The sequence below is a fragment of the Pseudonocardia yunnanensis genome (assembly GCF_039534065.1).
Classification (GTDB): Bacteria; Actinomycetota; Actinomycetes; order Mycobacteriales; family Pseudonocardiaceae; genus Pseudonocardia; species Pseudonocardia yunnanensis.
Genome location: NZ_BAAAUS010000063.1, coordinates 32881 through 53400 on the forward strand (window position 1 = coordinate 32881; position 20520 = coordinate 53400).

A 20520-nucleotide genomic window follows, 5' to 3' on the forward strand; every position below is an offset into this window, starting at 1 on the left:
ACGTATCGGCTGGTCAGCCGCGGTTCAGGCGCTCCCGCTGGGGCACGACCGTGTACTTCGGGTCCTTGGCCGACTCGACGCCCGCCTCGAACACCCCGAAGCGTTGGCACACGCTGCCCGCGGCCAGGGCGAGCCCGGAGGCCATGGCCACCGTCCGGCTGCGGCGTCCGCCGAGGAGGGTGCCGATGAGGCCCGCTGCGGTGAACAGTTCGGAGCGACGGCGCCACTGGTGGGCCCGGCCCGTGGTGTAGGCCTCGCTGACCATGCCGAGCCGGGTGTCCACCAGCCGTGACGTCGCGAGCTCCGCTGCCGCTCCGCAGACCGCGAACCAGCGAGCGGGCTCTGCCTCGTCCACCGGGGTCAACACCATGGCGAGGCCGCCGGAGCTGGCCGCCGCGGATCCGGTGAACACGAACGGGAGGATCAGGCGCGCCTCGTTCCACGCCGGCACGGCCGTGTGCGAGAGCAGCACCGCGGTGTAGGACGCGAGTCCGGGCGCGACGAGCGCCGCGGACATGCCGGCCGGGCGGGCGAGGCGGTGCACCAGCCGCCCGAGCAGGCTCCGGCGCAGGCGACCCGGCATCAGTTCGTCGATCGCGGCCAGACCCGAGCCGGGGCTGAAGGCGGTGATGATCCACGTGCCGATGCTCATCGGGGAGGTGGGCTTCGCTACGCGGAGCATGTGGTGGAAGCGTTCGGGACGGCCGAGGTCGCCGACGAGGAAGACGGCGCTCGCGGCCAGGGCGGCGGTGGAGCCGAGCCGTCCCGCACGCCGGAGGCCGGGCCTGCCCGTCACGTCCGCACCTGCCGCGAGCACCGCGGACCCCGCCGCGAGCCCGCCGGTGAAGAGGTAAGCGGGAACCTTCCACTCCCACACCGGTGCCTTGAGCACCGGGCGGCCGTAGTAGGAGCGGAACTCCGCCCTCGGGACCATCGGCTGCTCACGCGTGCCGCCGTGACCTGGGCCGCGTGTGGTCGCCGCGCGCTGGGCGGAGCTGTGCTCGGTCATCGACGGCTCCTGACGAACGCCGCGATGCCGGCGGCGAGGAAGGCGGCAGCGGCGGCGCCGGCGCTTCGCCACATCGCGACGGCATCGCGTGTGGGCACATGCGGGTCCGGGGGAAGCCCGTAGACCTCGGCCTCGTCGAGCAGCAGGAAGATCGCGCCCGTGCCGCCGACACCGTCCTCCGGATCGGCGCCGTAGAGGTGGGCCTCGGGCACGCCGCGCTCGTGCAGCTGCTCGACCCGGCGGGCCGCACGCTCGCGCAGCTCGTCGAGCTCGCCGAACTGGATCGAGTCGGTCGGGCAGGCCTTGGCGCAGGCCGGCTCGAGGCCGTCGTGGAGACGGTCGTAGCAGAGCGTGCACTTGTTGGCGGTGCCGAGGGTGATGCTCCGGTCGATCACGCCGTAGGGACAGCCGGAGACGCAGTAGCCGCAGCCGTTGCAGATGTCCTGCTGGACGACGACGGTGCCGAACTCGGTGCGGAAGAGGGCGCCGGTGGGGCAGACGTCGAGGCAGCCGGCGTGCGTGCAGTGCTTGCACACGTCCGACGACATCAGCCAGCGGAAGTCGGTGCGGCTCTCCTCGCCCGTGCCGTCGCCCGGGCGCTGGAACGTCGGCATGCCGAGGTCCGCGGGCGCGGTGGCGACGTCCAGCGGTGACGTGCCGAGCTCGGCGCCACCCCGCTCGGCCGCGCGCAGTCTGCTCGCGACGATCTCGGCCGGCCCGTCGCCTGCGGATCTCCCGGTCGGCAGCCCGGCCAGCCCGGCGCTCTGGGTGCCCAGCTGTACCGGCTGCTCGACGAAGGACACGTGCCGCCAAGTGCTGGCGCCGAGAGAGCCGGTGTTGTCCATCGACATGCCGAGCAGGTCGAACCCGTCGTCGGGGACGTCGTTCCATTCCTTGCAGGCCACCTCGCAGGCCTTGCAGCCGATGCAGACCGACGTGTCGGTGAAGAAACCGACCCGCGGCGGATGGTCGACATGACCCGCGTCGCCTGCGACGTCGTGCAGGGGGCCGCGGAGGCTGTTCTCGCGCTTCACGATGGCTCCTCCTCGGCCCGCGCCGTGACGAGTTGTGCGCCGGTGTCGGCCGTGATGCCTGCGCGGTCGCGATAGGCGGCGACGTAGCCGAGCAGATCGGGCCCGCGGGGTCGGCGACCGGGCTGGATGTCGCAGGTGGCGACCTTGCTCTCCTGGATGAAGACGTTCGGGTCGAGGACCACCCCGAGCAGGTCGTTGAAGCCGTCCCCGGTGACGAGCCCGCTCGCGCCCCAGTGGAACGGCAGCCAGATCTGGTGCAGCGTCCGGCCCTGGACGCGCAGCGGCGCCAGCCGGTCGGTCACCATCACCCTGGCCTCCACCGCGGTGCGGCTGGTGATCACATGCGCCCAGCCGAGGTGGGTGAGCCCGCGTTCGGCGGCGAGCTCGGGCGAGACCTCGACGGTCAACGCGGGCTGCAGCTCCGCGAGGTAGGGCAGCGTCCGGCTCATTCCGCCCGCGGTGTGGTGCTCGGTGAGCCGGGACGCGGTGAGCACGTAGGGGAAGACGTCGGAGTGCGCTTCCGGCGGCGACGGGTTGGACGGATTGTCCTTGCGTGCGTAGACCACACGTGCCGGGTTGGCCTGCTGGGTGTAGAGCGGGTTGCGCACCGGCGACTCGTCCGGCTCGTAATGCGTGGGGAAGGGGCCGTCGACCATCCCTCGGGGTGCGAACAGCCAGCCCTTCCCGTCGGCCTGCATGATGAACGGGTCGTCGCCGCGCAGTGCCTCCACTCCGTAGGCACCGGCCGGAGGCCGATAGCTCGGCGGCTTCTTCCGCTCGAAGTCCGGCACGTCATGGCCGGTCCATTCGCCGCGCTCCTCGTCCCACCAGACGAGCGCCTTGCGGTCGCTCCACGGACGGCCCTGTGGATCGGCAGAGGCGCGGTTGTAGAGGATCCGCCGGTTGTAGGGCCACGCCCACCCCCACTCCAGGGCGGTGTGGTCCTGCTCGAACCGAGGTTTGCGGTCGGCCGCGTGGTTGACCCCGCCGGCGTAGACGCCGCTGTAGATCCAGCAGCCGCTCGACGTGGTGCCGTCCGCCTTGAGGTCGAGATAGCCGTCCACCAGTTGTCCGGTGGTGAGGTCGTAGCCGTTGATGTGCTTCAGGACGTCCGACGCGGACGGCTCGTCGCCACCCTCCATCTCGTAGTCCCAGTGGAGGTCCAGCAGGGGCCGATCGCGATCGTCGGTCGACCCGGCCAGCCGCTCTCGCAGCAGGCGGCCCAGGTGGTAGAAGAACCACAGGTCAGAGCGTTGGTCGCCGGTGGGCTCCAACGCCTTGTCCCGCCACTGCAGCATCCGCTGGGTCTGGGTGAACGAGCCCGGCTTCTCCACGTGGGACGCGGCGGGGAAGAAGAACACCTCGGTGCGACACTTCTCCGGGACGATCTCGCCGGTCTCGATCTCGGGAGAGTCCTTCCAGAACGTGGCGCTCTCGATCATGGCGAGGTCGCGGACCACCACCCAGTCCAGATTGGCCATCCCGAGGCGCTGCAGCCGGCCGTGCGCCGACCCGACGGCCGGATTCTGGCCGATCAGGAAGTAGCCGTACACCGTGCCGTCGATCATGTCGAGGACCGTGCGGTACGTGCCGTGGTCGCCGCTGATCCGTGGCAGGTAGTCGTAGCAGAAGTCGTTCTCGGGCGTGGCCTTCTCGCCCCAGTACTCCTTGAGCAGCGACACCATGTAGGCGTTGGCGTTGCACCAGAAGCCCTTCTGGTTCTCCCCGCCGCAGATGCTCTCCAGATAGCTCGTCAGATCGTGGTGAACGCCGGCCGACGGCATCGCCAGATAGCCGGGCAGCAGGTTGAAGAGGGTGGGGATGTCGGTGGAGCCCTGGATGCTCGCGTGCCCGCGCAGCGCCAGGATGCCGCCGCCCGGACGGCCGATGTTGCCCAGCAGCAGCTGGATGATCGAACCGGCCCGGATGAACTGCGCCCCCACGGTGTGCTGGGTCCACCCGAGGCTGTAGATCAGCGCCGTCGTGCGATCCCGCCCGGAGTTGGCCGTCCAGGCCTTGCACACCTCGAGGAACTGGTCCTTCGGAGTGCCGCAGAGCTCCTCGACCAGCTCGGGTGTGTAGCGGGAGTAGTGGCGCTTGAGCACCTGGTACACGCACCGCGGGTGCTGCAGCGTCGGGTCGGATGCGACATCGCCCGCCATGCCGTGCAGCTTCGGCCCACCCGCCCCGTGCGTGTCGCCGCGTGCGTGATGGCGCTCGGTGCCGGCCGGATCGTCCTCCACGCCTTCGTAGTGCCACGTGGAGGGGTCATAGGTGCCCGTGTTCGGGTCGTACCCGCTGAACAGCCCGTCGAGGTCCTCCGTGTCCCGGAAGTCCTCGCGGATCAGGTGGGGGGCGTTGGTGTACGCGGCCACGTACTCGCGGAAGTCCAGCTCGTTGCTCAGGATGTAGTTGATCACCCCGCCGAGGAAGGCGTTGTCACTCCCGGCGCGCAGCGGCACGTGTGTGTCGGCCACGGCGCTGGTGCGGGTGAACCGGGGATCGATGTGGAAGACCCGCGCCCCGCGCTCCTTGGCCTCCATCACCCACTGGAACCCCACCGGGTGTGCTTCGGCCATGTTCGAGCCCATGATGACGACGCAGTCGGAGTTGATGAGATCTTGCGGGTAGCTGGTGGCGCCACCGCGGCCGAGCGAGGCTCCCAGACCGGGAACCGTGGCGGAGTGTCAAATACGGGCCTGGTTCTCGATCTGGATCGCGCCCAGGGCCGTGTAGAGCTTCTTGATGATGTAGTTCTCTTCGTTGTCCAGCGTTGCTCCGCCCAGGTGGGCGATGCCCATCGTGCGACGAAGCCGGTTGCCGTGCTCGTCGTGCTCCTCCCAGCCCTTGGCCCGGGCGTCCAGCACCCGGTCCACGACCATGTCCATGGCCGTATTCAGCTCGAGCTCGGTCCATTCGGTGGAGTAGGGGGCCCGGTAGAGCACCTTCTGCTCCCGCTGCGGGCCGGTGACGAGTTGCTTGCTCGCCGATCCCTTGGGGCACAACCGGCCGCGCGAGATCGGGCTGTCGGGGTTGCCCTCGATCTGGATCACTTTCTCGTCGGCGACGAAAACATCTTGGGCGCAACCAACGGCACAATACGGGCAAACGGACTTGGCGACGCGATCTGCGGTTGCGGTGCGCGGTTGCATCGCCTCTGATCTCGCCGACTCGGCAGCTGCGCCCCGACCCAGCGGGTCGGCCCCTGAGAGCTGCCGGTATACCGGCCAGGATTCGAGCAGACGACGCACGTTCATGTGCTTCTCCATCCGGTGGAGATGAATCAAGAGGCGATCACGGTGCGCCAGTGCAACCGTTCTCCAGCACACCACGCGGTGGTACGAGATTCAACCCTGGTGAACAGGAGGTGCCTGATCAGGGCCGCGCCGGCCAATATTGTGATCTCCAATACTGTGATCTCGCGCTCCACCGTGGACATCGAGTTCTGCCCGTGCGCTGTGTGCGATCGCAGTAACGTTTCCGGGCAATGAATTCGAGGCGGCACCCCAGGTCCCGCGTGAAACGACCGGTGCGGGTCAGAAGACGGCGACGGGATTGACGGCGCTCGACGTCACGCCGATCATTCGCCACGGCACCAGCGACAGCAGGAACTCCCAGCGGTTCTTCTCCTGGCACGTCCGGGCGAGTTCGTCGAGCGCCGCGTTGTCGACGAGCCAGAGTCCCAACGCCACCAGCCCCACGACGTGAATGGGCATCCGGAGGTCGAAGTCGGCCGACTCGGCCGGCGCGACCTCCTGCTGGCCGTCGGTGCTGAGCAGTGCTACGTCTCGTTCCCGCAGGAAGGGCAGGGTGGCGGCGCTCAGCCCGGCCGCGTGGTCGTCGGGGTGTTGCCCCTCGGCTGCGGTCCGTGCGAAGTTGCCCGTGCGTACGAACAAGGCATCTCCTGCGCGGACCGTGACGCCCTGGCGCTTCTCGGCGGCGGTGAGCTCGTCCGGCGTGATGGCGTGCCCGGGCTGGAGCCACGGCGTGCCGTGGACGGCGGGGATGTCGAGCAGGACGCCCCGGGTGATGATGCCCTGGGCCGCGTGGTGGACCGACAGCTTGGTGGCGCCGCCGACGGTACGCACGTCCGACGCGTCGAAGCCGTTGTAGTTCTTTCCGTCCCACGAGAAGTGGGCGAGGCCGTCGAGGTGAGTGGGTGAACCGTGGGCGATCAGGCCCACGTACTCGCGCACCGCGTCGAACCGCCCTGCCTGGCCGAACAGTGCTTCGACCTCGTTCAGTTCCATGTAGCGCTGGATCTGCGTGCCGTGTCCGAGTGGGTCCGGGTTCTGTGGATCCATGTCGAACGACAGTGACACGGCTGTGCCGTCGCGCACCGTGCCTGCGGCGGCACGCCGAACGTCGTCGGTGATCAGGTTCAGTGTCCCGAGGCGGTCGTCGTCGCCCCACCTGCCCCAGTTCGACAGCGTCTGGAGGTATCCGATCACGTCTGCGTCCTGCGGTTTCCCTGACATCTCCACTCCTCGGATCGTCGGGCCCTCCGCATCTCGCTCGAAGGCTCTTATACGTGTAAGTGAATCCAGGATTGCACTCGGGACTGCAGTGGGCAAGGACGTGTGCAGCGGGTCATAGGGGTCCCGACGCGGCCGCAGGGCAGGAGTACGCGTCGGGTCCGAACCGGGGGGATCGGGGTCTTCTAGGCTTGTGACATGGTCGAACGCCGGGAGCGGGCTCGCCGCACCACGATGAACGACGTCGCGCGCGTCGCCGGCGTGTCGTCCGCCTCGGTGTCCTACGCCCTGACCGGGGCGCCAGGGGTGAGCGACGAGCTGCGCGAGCGGATCCGGGCGATCGCGAACGAGCTGGGTTACCGGCCGAGCCTGGTGGCCCAGGGTCTGAAGACAGGCCGAGCCCGCAGTATCGGCCTGCTGCTCGCGGACATCAGCAATCCCTTCTACACGGAGATCGCGGCCAGCGCGGTGGCCGCGGCGGGCGATGAGGGCTACGAGGTGCTGATCTCGCACGTCGGGCTCGGGCAGGACACCGACGGGGACGATGACGGCGAGCGCGAAGCTGCACGGCTGGCCGCGGTGGCGCGTGCGCACATCGACCGGTACACCAGCGGCTTGATGCTCACCTCGCTGCTGGCGAGCGACCGGCCGCTGCTGGAGGAGCTGCGCCGCACGCACGTTCCGGTGGTGCAGCTCTACCGCAGGGTGCCCGGTGAGCCGTCGGACTGGGTGGGCATCGACGACCACGCCGCTGCCGCGGACGTCATGAACCACCTGATCGCCACCGGGCGCCGCCACATCGTGGTACTCGGTGGGCAGCGCTCGTCCTATGCGTCGACGGCTCGCGCCACCGGCTTCGTCGACACCCTGCGCGCCGCAGGCCTGCAACCCGCCAACCCCGATCAGGGACTCTGGGCCGGCATCAGCCGTCGCTCGGGCTACGAGCGGGCGCACGAGCTGTTCGCAGGCGACACCCGGATCGACGCCGTGGCGTGCGGCAACGATCTGATCGCGCTCGGCGTGCTCGACGCCTGCCGCGACGCCGGTCGCGCGGTCCCCGACGACGTCGCCGTCACCGGGATCGACGACATGAGCTTCGCCAGCGTGGGGCCACTGCAGCTGACCACGGTGACCGTGCCGCGGGAGCAGATCGGGCGACGTGGCGTGCAGCTGCTGCTCCGGCGGATCGATGGCAACTCCGGGCCGCCGGTCGAGGAGGTGCTCCCGCACCGGCTTCGGGTGCGCGACACCGCGTGAGGAACATCGTCACGGGAATGGCGAGCGACCGGCCCTGGCTCGGATGAGTAGCTGCAGAGCCACTGTCACAAGGAGAAGCCATGGCTGCCACGGTTGCCGATCAGATGATCGAGGTCCTCGTCCAGGCGGGAGTACACCGCATCTACGGGCTGGTGGGGGACAGCCTGAACCCGGTGGCGGACGCGGTCAGGCGACATCCGGACATGGAGTGGGTGCATGTGCACAACGAGGAGGCCGCGGCGCTCGCCGCAGCCTCCGAGGCCCAACTCACGGGGAAGCTGGCGGTCTGCGCGGGCAGCTGCGGTCCGGGCAACACCCACCTGGTGCAGGGCTTGTACGACGCGTCCCGCAGCGGCGCCCCGGTGCTGGCGATCGCCTCGCACATCCCGTCCACGGAGATCGGCACGAACTACTTCCAGGAGACCCATCCACAACAGTTGTTCGTCGAGTGCAGCGTGTACTGCGAGCTGATCTCGCGCCCCGAGCAGCTCCCGCGCCTGCAACGCATCGCGATGCAGACGGCGCTGGCCCGCCGGGGCGTCGGTGTCCTGGTGCTGCCCGGTGACCTCGGCGGCATGCAGGCGCCGTACCCGACCGGGCACAGCGACCTCGTCACACCGCTGGCCGTGGCACAGCCGGATCCGGAGCAGGTGCGGGCGTTGGCCGAGAAGATCAACGCCGCCGACGCCGTCACGCTCTTCGTCGGCGCCGGGGTCCGGGACGCCCGTGCGGAGGTGCTCGAGCTGGCCGCGCGGGTGCACTCGCCGATCGGGCACTCGCTGGGCGGCAAGGAGTGGATCCAGTACGACAACCCCTACGACGTGGGGATGAGCGGGCTGCTCGGCTACGGCGCCTGCTACGAGGCCACCCAGGAGTCCGACCTGCTGATCCTGCTCGGCACGGACTTCCCCTACGACACCTTCCTGCCCCAGGCACACACCGTGCAGGTCGATCGGGAGGCCGCCCACCTGGGCCGCCGCACGCGCCTCGATCTCGGAGTGCACGGCGACGTGGGCGCCACGCTGCGCGCGGTGCTGCCGTTGGTCGCGCAGAAGACCGACCGGCGGTTCCTGGACCGGATGCTCCGCCGGCACGCCGAGCAGCTGGAGAAGGTCGTCGCGGCCTACACCACCAAGGTCGAGCGGATGCGCCCGATCCATCCGGAGTACGTCGCGGCCCTGCTGGACGAGGCGATGGACGACGACGCGATCGTCACCGTCGACACCGGCATGTGCAACGTCTGGGCCGCCCGCTACATCACCCCGACGGGGCGGCGCCGGATCATCGGTTCGTTCCGCCACGGCACGATGGCCAACGCGCTCCCGCACGCCATCGGCGCCGCGTACGCCGAGCCCGGGCGCCAGGTGGTGTCGATGTCGGGCGACGGCGGGCTGACCATGCTGCTGGGCGAGCTGCTCACCGTGGCCGAGCACGACCTCCCGATCACGATCGTGGCCTTCAACAACGGATCGCTGGGCATGATCCGCCTGGAGATGATGGTGGCCGGCTATCCGTTCTTCGAGACCGATCACGGGGTCGCCGACCTGGCAGGGGTGGCACGCGCCTGTGGTGTGCCGGCCAGCACCGTCGACGATCCGGCCGAGCTGCCCAAGGCATTGCGGAACGCTCTGCACACGCCCGGGCCGTACCTGCTCGACGTGCGTACCGACCCCAACGCCCTCTCCATCCCGCCTCACATCACCGCAGGTCAGGTCCGTGGGTTCGCGCTGGCCGCCACCCGCACCGTCCTCGACGGCGGTGTCGGCAAGATGGTCGAGCTCGCCCGCAGCAACCTGCGCTCCATCCCGCGCCCCTGACCGGGGTCAGCCCGGCCCGGGCGTGGTCCGCGGGAGCCAGACGACCACGGCGATCCCGAGAACCACGACGATGGCGGCGGCGGTGCGCAGCCCCGTGCTCATGGCCGTGGTGAACGCGGCGGCGACGTCGTGCAGCACGGCGGCGTCGGCGGTGCGCTGATGGGCCGCGGCGACAGTCGACGGGGCGTCCGGTGTGCGGAGTGCGGGCGGCAGCAGCGCGGTGAAGCGGGCGTTGAGCACGCTACCGACGACGGCGACGCCGAGGGCACTTCCGAGCTCGCGGGCCACGCTCTGCAGGCCCGATCCGGTGCCGGCGCGATCCGACGGGAGCGCGGCCATGATCCCGCCCGACAGCGGTGGGGTCGCGGTGCCGCAGCCGGCAGCGATCAGCACGATGCACAGGGCGTACCACGGGTAGGGCGTGGCCGGGCCGACGAACGACGCGCCGATGAGGCCGCAGGCGAGCGTGGCCAATCCGAGGCCCACCGTTGCCGGGGATCCGAGCCGATGGAACACGGGCAGGGTGGCGCGCGGGGCGATCCAGAGCGCGGCGGCCATGGGCAGCAGGCGAATCCCGGCGTCGAGCACCGAGTAGCCCTTGGCGTACTGCAGGTACTGGCCGTTGACGTACATCAGCCCGAACATGCCGACGAACACGACCGCCATCCCGAGCGTGCCGGCACGCACGGCGGGGATCGCGAACAGGCGGGGGTCCAGGAGAGGGTGCTCGGCGCGTCGTTCGCGAACGGTCCAGATGCCGAGCAGCAGCACGGCGGCGCCGAGCCCGGCGAGCACCTCCGCGGAGGCCACACCGGAGGCCGCCACGGATGCGAGCCCGTACAGCAGCGCGACGCAGCCGCCCGTGAACAGCAGGCTGCTGCGGACGGAGATCCTCCGGCGATGATGCGGCTGCCGTGGGGCGACACGGGCGGCCGTGGCGAGCGCGACGAGGGCGAGCGGGACGACGGCGGCGAACAGCGCGCGCCAGGACCCGAACTGCACGGCCGCGCCGCCGCCCACGTTGCCCAGCACGGCGGCGACCCCGGTCATCGAGGCCCAGACGGCGATCTGCCGGGGCCGCTGCCCGGCGTCCACGGACCCGACCAGCAGCGCCAGCGTGGTCGGAAGGGTGGCCGCCGCGCCGACCCCGGCGATCACGCGGCCGCAGATGAGCACGGCGACGGTGGGAGCGACCGCGCAGACGGCGGTGCCTCCCGCGAAGATCGCCATCCCGCACAGCAGGGTGCCCTTCCGTCCGAAGCGGTCGGCGACGGCACCGGCCGGGACGAGGAGACAGGCGAAGACGACGACATAGCCGTCGACGACCCACAGCAGTTCGGTGGCGCCCGGGCGCAGCTCGCTCGCGGCCAGCGACGGGATGGCGAGGTTGATCGCCGACACCATGCCGACCACCAATGCCACGCACATGCACATCGCCGCGCTGAGGGGCCAGGTCCGACGAGTGGCGAGGCCGGTATCGGGCATGGCGATACCCACGGATGAACCTCCTCGGTGTGCCCGCGCCCGTGCCGGGGCGGGCCCGGCCGACCGGCCGGTTCGGATGGCCCGGGGGCCTAGTGTCGATTCGCCGACTCTGAGTGCCGACTCTATGCGCTCGAATGTTTCGGCGAAGTTACGCCATCCGTTCTACCTGCGGAAACCCGTGAGCTGCGGCGATCGCCCGCCTAGCGGGAGATCCGCCACCCCCGGCTTCAGTCCGGGGCCGGGCGGTGCAGCGTTGCCTGGAGCATGAGCCGGTCGGCGCGGATGTGCACGGACTCGGCATCGACGGGCCTGCCGTCGGCGAGGCGGGTGAGCCGCTCGATCGCGAACACCGCGGCACCGGGTTCGATCTCCAGGAGCGCCGCCGTGTCGGGGCCGGCATTCACCGCGTGCACCGACACCTCGGCCTGCCCGAGCCGACGTCCGGTGGTCTCCTCGATCAGCGCGAACAGGTCACGGCCTGCGAGGTCGTGACCGAGCAGGTCCGCGCCGATGTCGGGCGCCAGATAGGTGGTGTCGAGCGAGAGCGGGAGCCCGCCGAGCCTGCGCAGCCGTTCGATGTAGACCACGTCGGTGCCGGGCTCCAGCTCGAGCCGTTCGGCCACGGCAGCGGGCGGGTTCGCGATGGTGCGGGCGGCGCGCACCTCGTTGGTCACCGGTCCGTAGCCGGTGAGCGCCTCCGCGAGACCGGCGAGACGGTCGAGGCCGTGCCCGTACTTCGGCATCACCACGATCGTTCCGACGCCCTGGCGACGCGTGATCAGCCCCTCGGATCGCAGCAGCCCCAGCGCCTCGCGGATGACGTTGCGGGACGCCGCGAGCTCCGTGCCCAGTGCGCGTTCGTCGGGGAGGAGGCCGTGGCCGAACCGTCCGCCGGTGATCTGCTGGCGCAGCACGTCGGCGACACGGCGGGCATGCTCCGCGCGCGAGCGTGCCGCGACCCCACCAGCCCTGCCCGCCGTCGTCGTCACCTGCTCATTCTGGCGGCGCGCCGTCAGGGCAGCAGGTCGTCGAGCGCGCCGAGCACCTCGCGGCTGCGCGCATCCGCGGCGTCCACCACACCGAGGAAGGCGAAGTAGCCGTGGATCAGCCCCGGACCGGGCAGGTGCCGCACGGCGACGCCCGCGGCGCGCAGGCGCTCGGCGTAAGCATCGCCCTCGTCGCGCAGCGGGTCGAACTCGGCCGTGGCGACGACGGCAGGCGGGAGGCCGGTCAGGTCGGCGTGCGCGAGGTCGATCTCGGGCGCCGCGCGCGTGCCGGGCTCGGGGACGTACTGGTCGTAGAACCACTCCATGTCGGCGCGGGTGAGGAAGTACCCGTCGCCGTTGTCGTGGGTGGAGGGCAGGTCCATGGCCGGGTCGGTGGCGGGGTAGACGAGCAACTGCGCCGCCAGCGACGGGCCGGCCCCGTCGCGTGCCCGCAGCGCGGCGCCGGCGGCGATGCCGGCCCCCGCACTGTCGCCTGCGACGACGTGCGGGCGGCCGGGAAAGGTGCCCGCCGCCCACTCCAGCGCTGCCATCGTGTCGTCGAGCGGGGCCGGATGCGGGTGCTCCGGCGCCAACCGGTAGTCGACCGAGACGACGACGGCCCCGAGTGCGTTGGCCACCCGCCGGCAGACCGGGTCGTGCGTGTCGAGGTCGCCCATCACCCACCCCCCGCCGTGCAGGTAGGTGACGACTCGCCCGCGATCGTCGAGCGGGGTGTAGATCCGCACCGGAACGAGGCCGGCCGGGCCGTCGACGGTGCGGTCCGTGACGTCGGCCACCGGCTCCGGTGCGTAGCCCTCGCCCCGGCGGGCCATCGCGAGTGAGCGGTAGTGGTCCCGGGTCTCCTCGGCTGTCCTGCGGACCAGCGGCAACGCCCGGGCGCTGGTCAGACGGTCGATCACGTCGCGGAACTGTGGATCGAGCGCCAAGACGTCCCCCATCGCGTGCGTTACCGGGCTTCGACGATCAGAGTAGGCAGGAGGAGGGATCATGACTATTGCTCAGGAGAGCACGGAGACGACCGACGTGCTCGTGGTCGGGGCAGGCTTCGCCGGCCTCTACATGCTCCACCGCCTGCGTGACCTCGGATTCTCGGCGACCGTCCTGGAGGCGGGCGACGGGGTCGGCGGCACCTGGTACTGGAATCGCTACCCGGGCGCACGTTGCGACTCGGAGAGCTACTACTACTCCTATTCGTTCGACGAGGCGCTCCAGCAGGAGTGGGAGTGGACCGAGCGGTACGCCGAGCAGTCGGAGATCCTGAGATACCTGGACCACGTCGCCGATCGGCTCGACCTGCGGCGTTCGATCAGGTTCGGCCGGCGCGTCGCGGAGGCGGTGTTAGACGACGGCACCGGCGGCTGGGTGCTGCGCACCGACGCCGGCGAGCGTTACGCCGCGCGGTTCCTCGTCACAGCGGTGGGCTGCCTGTCCTCGGCGAACATCCCCCGGATACCGGCACTGGAGACGTTCGGGGGCCGGTGGTTCCACACCGGCCGGTGGCCGCACGAGGGTGTCGACTTCACGGGCCTGCGCGTCGGGGTCGTCGGCACGGGCTCGACGGGCATCCAGGCCATCCCCGTGATCGCGGAGCAGGCGGCGCACCTCACGGTCTTCCAGCGCACCGCCAACTACAGCATCCCGGCGCGCAACGGGCCGATGGAGGCGGCGTTCCAGCGGGAGGTCAAGGAGAACTACGCCGAGATCCGCAACACCCAGCGCGCGACGATCAACGGGCACCCGTTCCACGTGAGCGACCGGCCCGCGTTCTCGGTGTCGGAGCAGGAGCGGACCGCGATCTACGAAGAGTTGTGGGGCCGGGGTGGGCTGCGGTTCCGGGCCGCGTTCGCCGACCTGCTCACCGACAAGGACGCCAACGACACGGCGGCGGAGTTCATCCGTACCAAGATCCGGGAGACGGTGCACGACCCGGCCGTCGCCGAGAAGCTGACGCCTCGGGACCATCCCTTCGCCACCAAGCGCCCGCCGATCGACACCCGCTACTTCGAGACCTACAACCGCGACAACGTCACGCTCGTCGACGTCCGGGAGTCGCCGATCGTCGAGGCCACGCCGACCGGCCTGCGTACGACGTCGGGGGAGTACCCGCTCGACTGTCTCGTGTTCGCCACCGGCTTCGACGCGCTCACCGGTCCTCTGCTGAACATCGACATCCGCGGTGACGGCGGACGGGCGCTCCGGGACGTCTGGGCGGAAGGGCCACGCACCTACCTCGGGTTGCAGGTCCCCGGCTTCCCGAACCTGTTCACGATCACCGGCCCCGGCAGCCCCTCGGTGCTCACGAACATGCCCACCGCCATCGAGCAGCACGTCGACTGGATCGCCGCGTGCCTGCGCCACCTGCGCTCCACCGGATCGGAGCGGATCGAGACCACCGACGACGCGGCGGACGCCTGGGGCGCGCAGGTCAACGCGGCCGCACACCGCACGCTCCTGCCGATGGCGGAGAGCTCCTGGTACCTAGGCGCCAACGTTCCCGGGAAGCCGCGGGTGTTCATGCCCTACGCCGGTGGGCTCGCCGCCTACGCCCGCCACTGTGAGGAGGTGGCCGCGGCGGGCTACGACGGTTTCCGGCTCACCCAGGTGCGCTGACCCGGGCGCCCCGGCGCGGGGTCGCTGTTCATACCCTGCCCCGGTATGCAACGATTCGGGCGACGACGATGCCGGCGGGAGGTGGTCGGGTGCGGTCCGCTGCAGGCGAGGCCACCCGTCCGGACATCCGCCGTCGTGTTCCGCCGGTCGCGTGGTCGGAGGCCGGGGCCGACGCCGGATACCGACGTGCCCGGCTCGTGACGCTCACGGCCCTGGGCATCATGTTCGTGTCGAGCGCCGCGATGCCGGCGATCGGGCTCGGGATCGAAGAGCGGCTCGCCTGGCGGATCCTCGGTGCGGCCGGAATCGCCGTGTTCACCGCAGGCCTGGGGTGGGCTCTCTGGAGCGAGTTCCAGCCAGGACGCTCGCACCGCACCCGTCGCCGGGCGTCCATCGCGTTCGTCACCGCGTCCGTGGCGTCCGTTCCGCTGGTCGGACCGCTGGGAGCGGAGTCGGGTGCGTGGGCGAGCTGGGCCTGGCTGGGTGCCGCCGTCGTCGGCGCGGTTCCCCTCCTGGCGCACAGGATGCCGGCGGCGGTCGTCGCGGTCGTGCTGTCCGTCGCGGTGTCGGCGGGCGTCGCCTGGGCCAACGGCGGCGGCGTGGTCGAGTACGTCGTGATCACGGCAGGCGTCGGCACGAGTCTCGCGGTGATCAACGGTCTGCAGATCGGGCTGTGGCGGCTGGTCGTCCAGGCCCGCGACGGCCGGGACGCCCTGGCGCGGCTGGCGGCCGCCGAGGAACGGCTACGGTTCGCTCGCGATGTGCACGACCTGCTCGGCCACGACCTGTCGGTGATCGCGCTCAAGGCCGAGCTGGCCAAGCGGCTGGCGCCGGTCGACCCGGAACGGACCGGCGAGCAGGCTGCGGAGATCCAACGGCTGGCCGCCTCGGCTCTGGTGCAGGTCAGGCAGGCGGTGCACGGGTACCGGGCGGTCGATCTGCGTGACCAGCTCTCGGCGGTCGAGCACGTGCTCCGCTCCGCAGGCGTCCGCTGCGTGGTGCGCCTTCCCGGCTCCGATCTGCCCGGCGAGGCGTCGCACCTCGTGCCGGTCCTCCGCGAGGCGACCACGAACATGCTGCGGCACAGCCGCGCCCAGCACTGCACGATCGATGTGGATGCGACGCCCGGAGAGGTCCGGATGGTCGTGACCAACGACGGGGTCGGCGAGCGCGCGCCCGACCGCTACAGCCACGGCCTGCGCGGGCTCTCCGACCGATTGGCCGAGGTCGGCGGCACGGTGAGCACGGAAGCCCGGCCCGGCACGTTCACGCTCACCGCGACCGTTCCGGTGCCGGCATGATCCGGGTCCTCCTCGCCGACGACGAGGACCTCATCCGGGGTGCGGTGGCGGCGCTGCTGGAGCTCGAGCCCGACATCGAGGTGGTGGCCCAGGCGGGCGACGGGCGGGATGCCGTCGAGAAGGTGCTGGCCCACCGGCCCGACGTCGCTGTCGTCGACCTCCAGATGCCTGGGCTGTCGGGCCTGGAGGTCGCCGCCGAGGTGGCCGCGGCGCTCGACTCGTGCGCCGTGGTGATCCTGACCGGCCACGGCCGCCCACCCCTGCTGCGGCGGGCTCTGCTGAGCGGGGCGCGCGGGTTCGTGCCGAAGGGGTCGCCCGCCGCGATCCTGGCGGAGGTGATCCGCCGCGTCCACGACGGCGGGCGGTACGTCGATCCCGCCCTGGCGGCCGAGGCGTTGATGGCGCCGGAGTGTCCGCTCACCCCCCGCGAGCTCGACGTGCTGCGCCTGGCTGCCGGGGACGTCCCGGTCGCCACCATCGCCCGGCAGGCACACCTGTCGCCCGGGACGGCCCGCAACTACCTGGCGGCGGCCGTCGCGAAGCTCGGCGCCGGCAGCCGCGCCGAGGCGATCGCGAGGGCGCGCGAGCACGGCTGGCTCTGACGCGCCGCGTGCATGCCCCGACCATGCGAAGCGCATGGACGAACGATGACACCGCGCATCTGTGGCGTGCGCAGTGTCGCCGAGAACCTGAGTTCATGACCACTACTCCCCGCCCCGCCCGGACCTGGACGACTGGCCGTGGTGCCCTGGCGGCAGTCGCGAAGCGCTGGCCCACGATCCTCGGAGTCGCCCTCGGCGTCGACATCTTCATCAGCGCGTTCACGCAGGACACGGCGCAGTCCTACGCCGAGACGTTGCTGATCCTGCCGCTGGGCTACGTGATCGTGGCGGCCCTGGGCCGTCGCCGCGCCACCTGGCCGGTGCTCGCGGTGCTCACCGCGTTGGTGGTTGCGCTGCGCCTGCAGAACTGGGTGGAGCCGTTCGTCGTCCTCGTCGCCGTCGCTCTTGCCGTGGTGATCTGGGGCAGCGGCCACGGGCGCCACCGCGAGCGGGACTTCCGGCTGCAGCTCGCCGGGATGGCCGTGTTCGGAGCACTCGCCCTCGCCGGGCTGGCGGTCGATCCCGACCTCGCGCGGTACGTGGTGGCCGCGGGATGGCTCGCCCACGGCGTGTGGGACTGGGTGCACCTGGCGAAGGACCGGGTCGTCTCCCGGTCCTTCGCGGAGTGGTGCGGCGCGTTGGACGTGATGATCGGGGCAGGCCTGATCATCGTGCCGCTGCTCTGATCACCGCCCCTCACCTCAGCCCGATCTCCACGGGTGCGCCGGGCCGGGTGCTGCCCAGCTCGCCCAGATCCCAGAAGAGTCCGCACATCATCTGCATGCCCTCGCGGGCCACGGATGCGAGCAGGTGCTCGTCGGGCCCGTGCTGGGCGCACGCGGGGTAGGAGTGGGGCACCCAGACCGTGGGCATGCCGATGACGTCGGCGAAGACGTCGTTGGGCAGCGACCCGCCCAGGTTGGGCAGGATGACGGGCACCTTCTGCGTGCTCTGCTCGATCGAGGCGACGGCCCACCGCACCCACGGGTCGTCGGGGCTCAAGCGGGTGGCCGCCATGGTGCTGTCGACCCGGACCTGGACCATCGGGTAGCCCTGCGTGTCGAGGTGCTCGCGAACGATCCGCTCGAGCTCCTGCCACGGGGTGCCCACCACGAACCGCAGCTGGCAGTGGGCCCGTGCCGTCGCCGGGATCGCGTTGACGGGCGCGTCCGGCGTTCCGGAGACGAACGCCAGCACCTCGAGGGAGTTGGCGGCCATCACGCGTTCGGCCGGCGTCAGCCCCGGCTCGCCCCAGCCGTCGTCGATGTCCGGATCGGTCGGGCCGCCCCCGGGGGACACGTCCGCCAGCGCCGCACGCACGGCATCGGGGATCTCCGGTGCGCGCAGTTCGGGGACGGTGATGACGCCACGGCCGTCGACCATGCTCGCCAGTGCGTTGGCCAGCACCGTGGCGGGGTTGCGCAGCAGGCCGCCCCAGTTGCCGGAGTGGTAGGTGTCCTCGCGCAGGTCCAGGCTGAGCGTGAACGCGACCTGGCCCCGGGAACCGAGGAACACCGTGGGCCGCTCGGCCGCCAGCCGAGGACCGTCGGAGGCCAGCAGCAGATCGGCGGCGAGGTCGTCGGCCCGTTGCTCGCACATCTCACGAAGGCCGGGCGACCCCGACTCCTCGCCCGTCTCGATCAGCACCTTGAGGTTGAACCCCAGCCGGCCGCCCCTGGCCGCCATGACGTGGTCGAGCGCCGCGATGTTGATGGTGTGCTGACCCTTGTTGTCCGCCGTTCCCCGTCCGTACCAGCGGTCGCCCTCGACGACGATCTCCCACGGCGAGAGCCCGCAGCGCCACCGCTCCGGCTGGCCGAGCACGACGTCACCGTGGCCGTAGACCAGCACGGTCGGCAGCGAGTCGTCCTCGTGCCGGTGAGCGATCAGGAACGGACCACCACCGGGCACCGGGTTCTCGAGGATCGAGCAGACGGCTCCGAGCCGTTCGAGAGCGGATGACATCTCGCCCGAGAGATAGCTCTGCAGTACCGGAAGGGAGTTGTGGTCCTGGCTTTCGGTGGGTAACGCGACCCGTCTTCTCAGATCCGCGAGGAAAGCGCCCGAATCCACATAGGTAGCCGAGTTTTCGACAACGTCGCCACGGTTCATTCGCTGGTTCCCCCGACAATAAGGCCGTATACGTGAACGAATAGTGCGTTTCGGAGAAGAATAGGCAGCGGGTGGCCCGATGACCATCTCCGTCTGGGCAAGGCGCCGTTGCCTGCACGGCAAACCGCCAGATGACGGGTCACGGGGCCTGTACGCGCTGCACCAGGTGCCCCGATCTCGTGCTCGAGCCGAGCGGTCTGCCGGCTGATGGCCGAGCCTGCCACGTGGAGCTGCTCGGACGCCTCGGTGATCGAGCCCGCCTGGGCCACCGCGAGGAAGTAGCGCAGGCCGGATTCGATCAGACCGGCGAACGGCGCCGGGCCGAGCCCGCTGCGCCGTGGTCCCTCTGCCACCGGGGTGCGTTCGGGCTCGACGTCGGATGTGCCCACACCACCACCCGCAACGCTCGTCCCCTAAGCCGCCAGCGCACCGATCCTAGGCTGATCTACGACGTTCGGGCTCGTTCGACGCCGGTCGAGACCTTGTGGAGCCGATGGTCGGGTACGGCGCGTGAGGCGCCTTTCCGCGAAGGAGGCGACGATCGAGCAGGTCGTCGAGGCCATCGTGGGAACGGGGCGGGACACCGAGGTGGAGCAGGTATTCGTGGTCCTTGCGTAGATCGCCACGGGTTGGAACCGTCCCGCGGGGAGTGATCTGGGCGGCCACGATGCCGTGCCGCCACTGATTCCGGAACCGATAGATCGCCTCCGGGAAAGGCGCCCCGATCGGCGCAGCGCCGGCCCGCGCGTCTCGCGAAAGTCGCGCACAATCGCGGGGGAGGAGACCTGAGGAGCTGACCCGTTGGACCCGTTTTACCTGATAGTGATCGTGAGCGGCCTGCTCGCGTCGGGGAACACAGGCCTTTCGGTTGCGTGGCTCGTGATCGTCGCCATCGCATGGCCGGCGCTGGCCCACCGCAACCGACCGGCCGTGTGAGCGAGCAACGTGGCCCCGTCGCGACATGGACACATGACGCTGTTCGAACGCGCTCAAAACAGCGAGACGTGACCATGTCGCGGACCTTGTCGCCTCGCTCAGCGGCCGACGACCGGGTCGGCGGGTGGGTCGGCCAACAGGGCCTGCACGCGCACGCGGTACTCCTGGTAGATCGCGCGGTACCGCTCGACGGCCGCGGGCCGTTCGCCGCGCGCGAGCAGATCGAGGATGTCGCGATACCCGTTGATCCAGACCTGCCACAGATCGCTGTCGGCGTTGAGCGCCAGCAGACGGCGCGTGCGGGCGACCACCAGGTCGACGTGCGTCTGCAACTCTCGGTTTCCCGCCGCCATGATCATGATGGTGCTGAAGTCCGCTCCCGCGGCGGCGGCAGCCGTCACGTCGCCCCGTTCCAGACCGGCCACGAACTCGTCGAGCCGCTCCCGCATCCGCGTCAGATGGCTCTCGGTGAGGTTGTCCACTCCCCACTCGACGCCGGCTGAGGCGAGTACGCCCATGACGTCGATGAGCTCGAGCGCGTTCTTCTGCGTGACGTGGGTGACGCGCCGGGTGCGGTTGGGCGCGATGTCGATGAGTCCCTCGGCCGCGAGCTGGGCGATGGCCTCGCGGACGGGGGTGATGCTCACCCCGAGCCGTGCGGCGACCTCGGCGTCCTTGATCACCGTGCCGGGCGGGAGGGCGCCGGTGACGATCTCGTGCCGCAGTTGGTGGACGATCGCCTCGCGGCGGGTCAACGGGACGGCGAACGACATCGCGCGGTCCTCCCAACGGCCGAGGTCACGATGCTAGGGGTCCGCAGCGACCGACGCGCGGCACGTCGTCGGGCCACACGCCGGTCGCTGGGATGAACGTGG

The 20520-nt window shown here is 70.8% G+C and carries 16 protein-coding genes; 6 read left to right on the forward strand and 10 right to left on the reverse strand.

Going from position 1 to position 20520, the window contains the following annotated elements; all coding sequences use genetic code 11:
* Positions 1 to 13: 13 nt before the first annotated feature.
* The 4 genes from nrfD to ABD743_RS40790 all read right to left on the reverse strand — a co-directional run bounded on the left by nrfD (position 14) and on the right by ABD743_RS40790 (position 6521).
* Complete coding sequence (gene nrfD / locus ABD743_RS40775; RefSeq protein ID WP_344729507.1) at positions 14 to 1009, reverse strand: NrfD/PsrC family molybdoenzyme membrane anchor subunit; 996 nt, start codon at positions 1007 to 1009, stop codon at positions 14 to 16.
* Positions 1006 to 2043, reverse strand: coding sequence for a 4Fe-4S dicluster domain-containing protein (locus tag ABD743_RS40780; RefSeq protein ID WP_344729509.1), 1038 nt, complete (start codon positions 2041 to 2043; stop codon positions 1006 to 1008). The genes nrfD and ABD743_RS40780 overlap by 4 nt, the downstream gene beginning before the upstream one ends.
* Complete coding sequence (gene fdh, locus ABD743_RS40785) at positions 2040 to 5300, reverse strand: formate dehydrogenase (RefSeq protein WP_344729511.1); 3261 nt, start codon at positions 5298 to 5300, stop codon at positions 2040 to 2042. Before fdh ends, ABD743_RS40780 begins: the two co-directional genes overlap by 4 nt.
* 279 nt (positions 5301 to 5579) lie before the next feature.
* Complete coding sequence (locus ABD743_RS40790; protein WP_344729513.1) at positions 5580 to 6521, reverse strand: cyclase family protein; 942 nt, start codon at positions 6519 to 6521, stop codon at positions 5580 to 5582.
* Between the two features lie 195 nt (positions 6522 to 6716).
* Between ABD743_RS40790 and ABD743_RS40795 the strand changes: the two genes are divergently transcribed.
* Both ABD743_RS40795 and ABD743_RS40800 read left to right on the forward strand, forming a co-directional pair.
* A complete protein-coding gene (locus ABD743_RS40795; protein WP_344729515.1) occupies positions 6717 to 7775 on the forward strand; it encodes a LacI family DNA-binding transcriptional regulator in 1059 nt (352 codons plus the stop codon).
* 80 nt (positions 7776 to 7855) lie between these two features.
* Positions 7856 to 9592: a pyruvate dehydrogenase gene (locus tag ABD743_RS40800; protein WP_344729517.1), complete on the forward strand. Its 1737-nt coding sequence runs from the start codon at positions 7856 to 7858 to the stop codon at positions 9590 to 9592.
* Between the two features lie 6 nt (positions 9593 to 9598).
* On the opposite strand, the gene ABD743_RS40805 is transcribed toward ABD743_RS40800, so the two are convergent.
* From ABD743_RS40805 to ABD743_RS40815, 3 genes are all read right to left on the reverse strand, one after another.
* Complete coding sequence (locus tag ABD743_RS40805; protein ID WP_344729519.1) at positions 9599 to 11089, reverse strand: MFS transporter; 1491 nt, start codon at positions 11087 to 11089, stop codon at positions 9599 to 9601.
* Positions 11090 to 11304: 215 nt separating this feature from the next.
* Complete coding sequence (locus tag ABD743_RS40810; RefSeq protein ID WP_344729521.1) at positions 11305 to 12066, reverse strand: GntR family transcriptional regulator; 762 nt, start codon at positions 12064 to 12066, stop codon at positions 11305 to 11307.
* A 23-nt stretch (positions 12067 to 12089) separates the two neighbouring features.
* Positions 12090 to 12983, reverse strand: a complete 894-nt coding sequence (locus ABD743_RS40815; RefSeq protein WP_344729523.1) for an alpha/beta hydrolase — start codon at positions 12981 to 12983, stop codon at positions 12090 to 12092.
* A gap of 88 nt (positions 12984 to 13071) precedes the next feature.
* On the opposite strand from ABD743_RS40815, the gene ABD743_RS40820 reads away from it, so the two are divergent.
* From ABD743_RS40820 to ABD743_RS40835, 4 genes are all read left to right on the forward strand, one after another.
* A complete protein-coding gene (locus ABD743_RS40820) occupies positions 13072 to 14694 on the forward strand; it encodes a flavin-containing monooxygenase (RefSeq protein WP_344729525.1) in 1623 nt (540 codons plus the stop codon).
* Positions 14695 to 14783: 89 nt separating this feature from the next.
* Positions 14784 to 15995, forward strand: coding sequence for a sensor histidine kinase (locus tag ABD743_RS40825; RefSeq protein ID WP_344729527.1), 1212 nt, complete (start codon positions 14784 to 14786; stop codon positions 15993 to 15995).
* Positions 15992 to 16597, forward strand: coding sequence for a response regulator transcription factor (locus ABD743_RS40830; protein WP_344729529.1), 606 nt, complete (start codon positions 15992 to 15994; stop codon positions 16595 to 16597). The genes ABD743_RS40825 and ABD743_RS40830 overlap by 4 nt, the downstream gene beginning before the upstream one ends.
* 95 nt (positions 16598 to 16692) lie before the next feature.
* Positions 16693 to 17283 (forward strand): hypothetical protein, encoded by a 591-nt coding sequence (locus tag ABD743_RS40835; protein ID WP_344729531.1) that lies wholly within the window; start codon positions 16693 to 16695, stop codon positions 17281 to 17283.
* Positions 17284 to 17293: 10 nt separating this feature from the next.
* Here the strand turns inward: ABD743_RS40835 and ABD743_RS40840 are convergent, their stop codons facing one another.
* The 3 genes from ABD743_RS40840 to ABD743_RS40850 all read right to left on the reverse strand — a co-directional run bounded on the left by ABD743_RS40840 (position 17294) and on the right by ABD743_RS40850 (position 20418).
* Positions 17294 to 18709, reverse strand: a complete 1416-nt coding sequence (locus tag ABD743_RS40840; protein ID WP_344729533.1) for a M20 family metallopeptidase — start codon at positions 18707 to 18709, stop codon at positions 17294 to 17296.
* Positions 18706 to 19098: a helix-turn-helix domain-containing protein gene (locus ABD743_RS40845; protein ID WP_344729535.1), complete on the reverse strand. Its 393-nt coding sequence runs from the start codon at positions 19096 to 19098 to the stop codon at positions 18706 to 18708. Before ABD743_RS40845 ends, ABD743_RS40840 begins: the two co-directional genes overlap by 4 nt.
* A 645-nt stretch (positions 19099 to 19743) precedes the next feature.
* Positions 19744 to 20418 carry a GntR family transcriptional regulator gene (locus ABD743_RS40850; RefSeq protein WP_344729537.1) on the reverse strand — a complete coding sequence of 225 codons (675 nt, stop codon included), beginning with the start codon at positions 20416 to 20418 and terminating at the stop codon, positions 19744 to 19746.
* Positions 20419 to 20520: the final 102 nt, after the last annotated feature.

Bases quoted from the DNA above. Each gene is read 5' to 3' on its own strand.
- nrfD (WP_344729507.1), bottom strand. From the start codon at position 1,009: ATGACCGAGCACAGCTCCGCCCAGCGCGCGGCGACCACACGCGGCCCA.
- ABD743_RS40790 (WP_344729513.1), bottom strand. From the start codon at position 6,521: ATGTCAGGGAAACCGCAGGACGCAGACGTGATCGGATACCTCCAGACG.
- ABD743_RS40795 (WP_344729515.1), top strand. From the start codon at position 6,717: ATGGTCGAACGCCGGGAGCGGGCTCGCCGCACCACGATGAACGACGTC.
- ABD743_RS40800 (WP_344729517.1), top strand. From the start codon at position 7,856: ATGGCTGCCACGGTTGCCGATCAGATGATCGAGGTCCTCGTCCAGGCG.
- ABD743_RS40820 (WP_344729525.1), top strand. From the start codon at position 13,072: ATGACTATTGCTCAGGAGAGCACGGAGACGACCGACGTGCTCGTGGTC.
- ABD743_RS40830 (WP_344729529.1), top strand. From the start codon at position 15,992: ATGATCCGGGTCCTCCTCGCCGACGACGAGGACCTCATCCGGGGTGCG.
- ABD743_RS40835 (WP_344729531.1), top strand. From the start codon at position 16,693: ATGACCACTACTCCCCGCCCCGCCCGGACCTGGACGACTGGCCGTGGT.
- ABD743_RS40840 (WP_344729533.1), bottom strand. From the start codon at position 18,709: ATGAACCGTGGCGACGTTGTCGAAAACTCGGCTACCTATGTGGATTCG.
- ABD743_RS40850 (WP_344729537.1), bottom strand. From the start codon at position 20,418: ATGTCGTTCGCCGTCCCGTTGACCCGCCGCGAGGCGATCGTCCACCAA.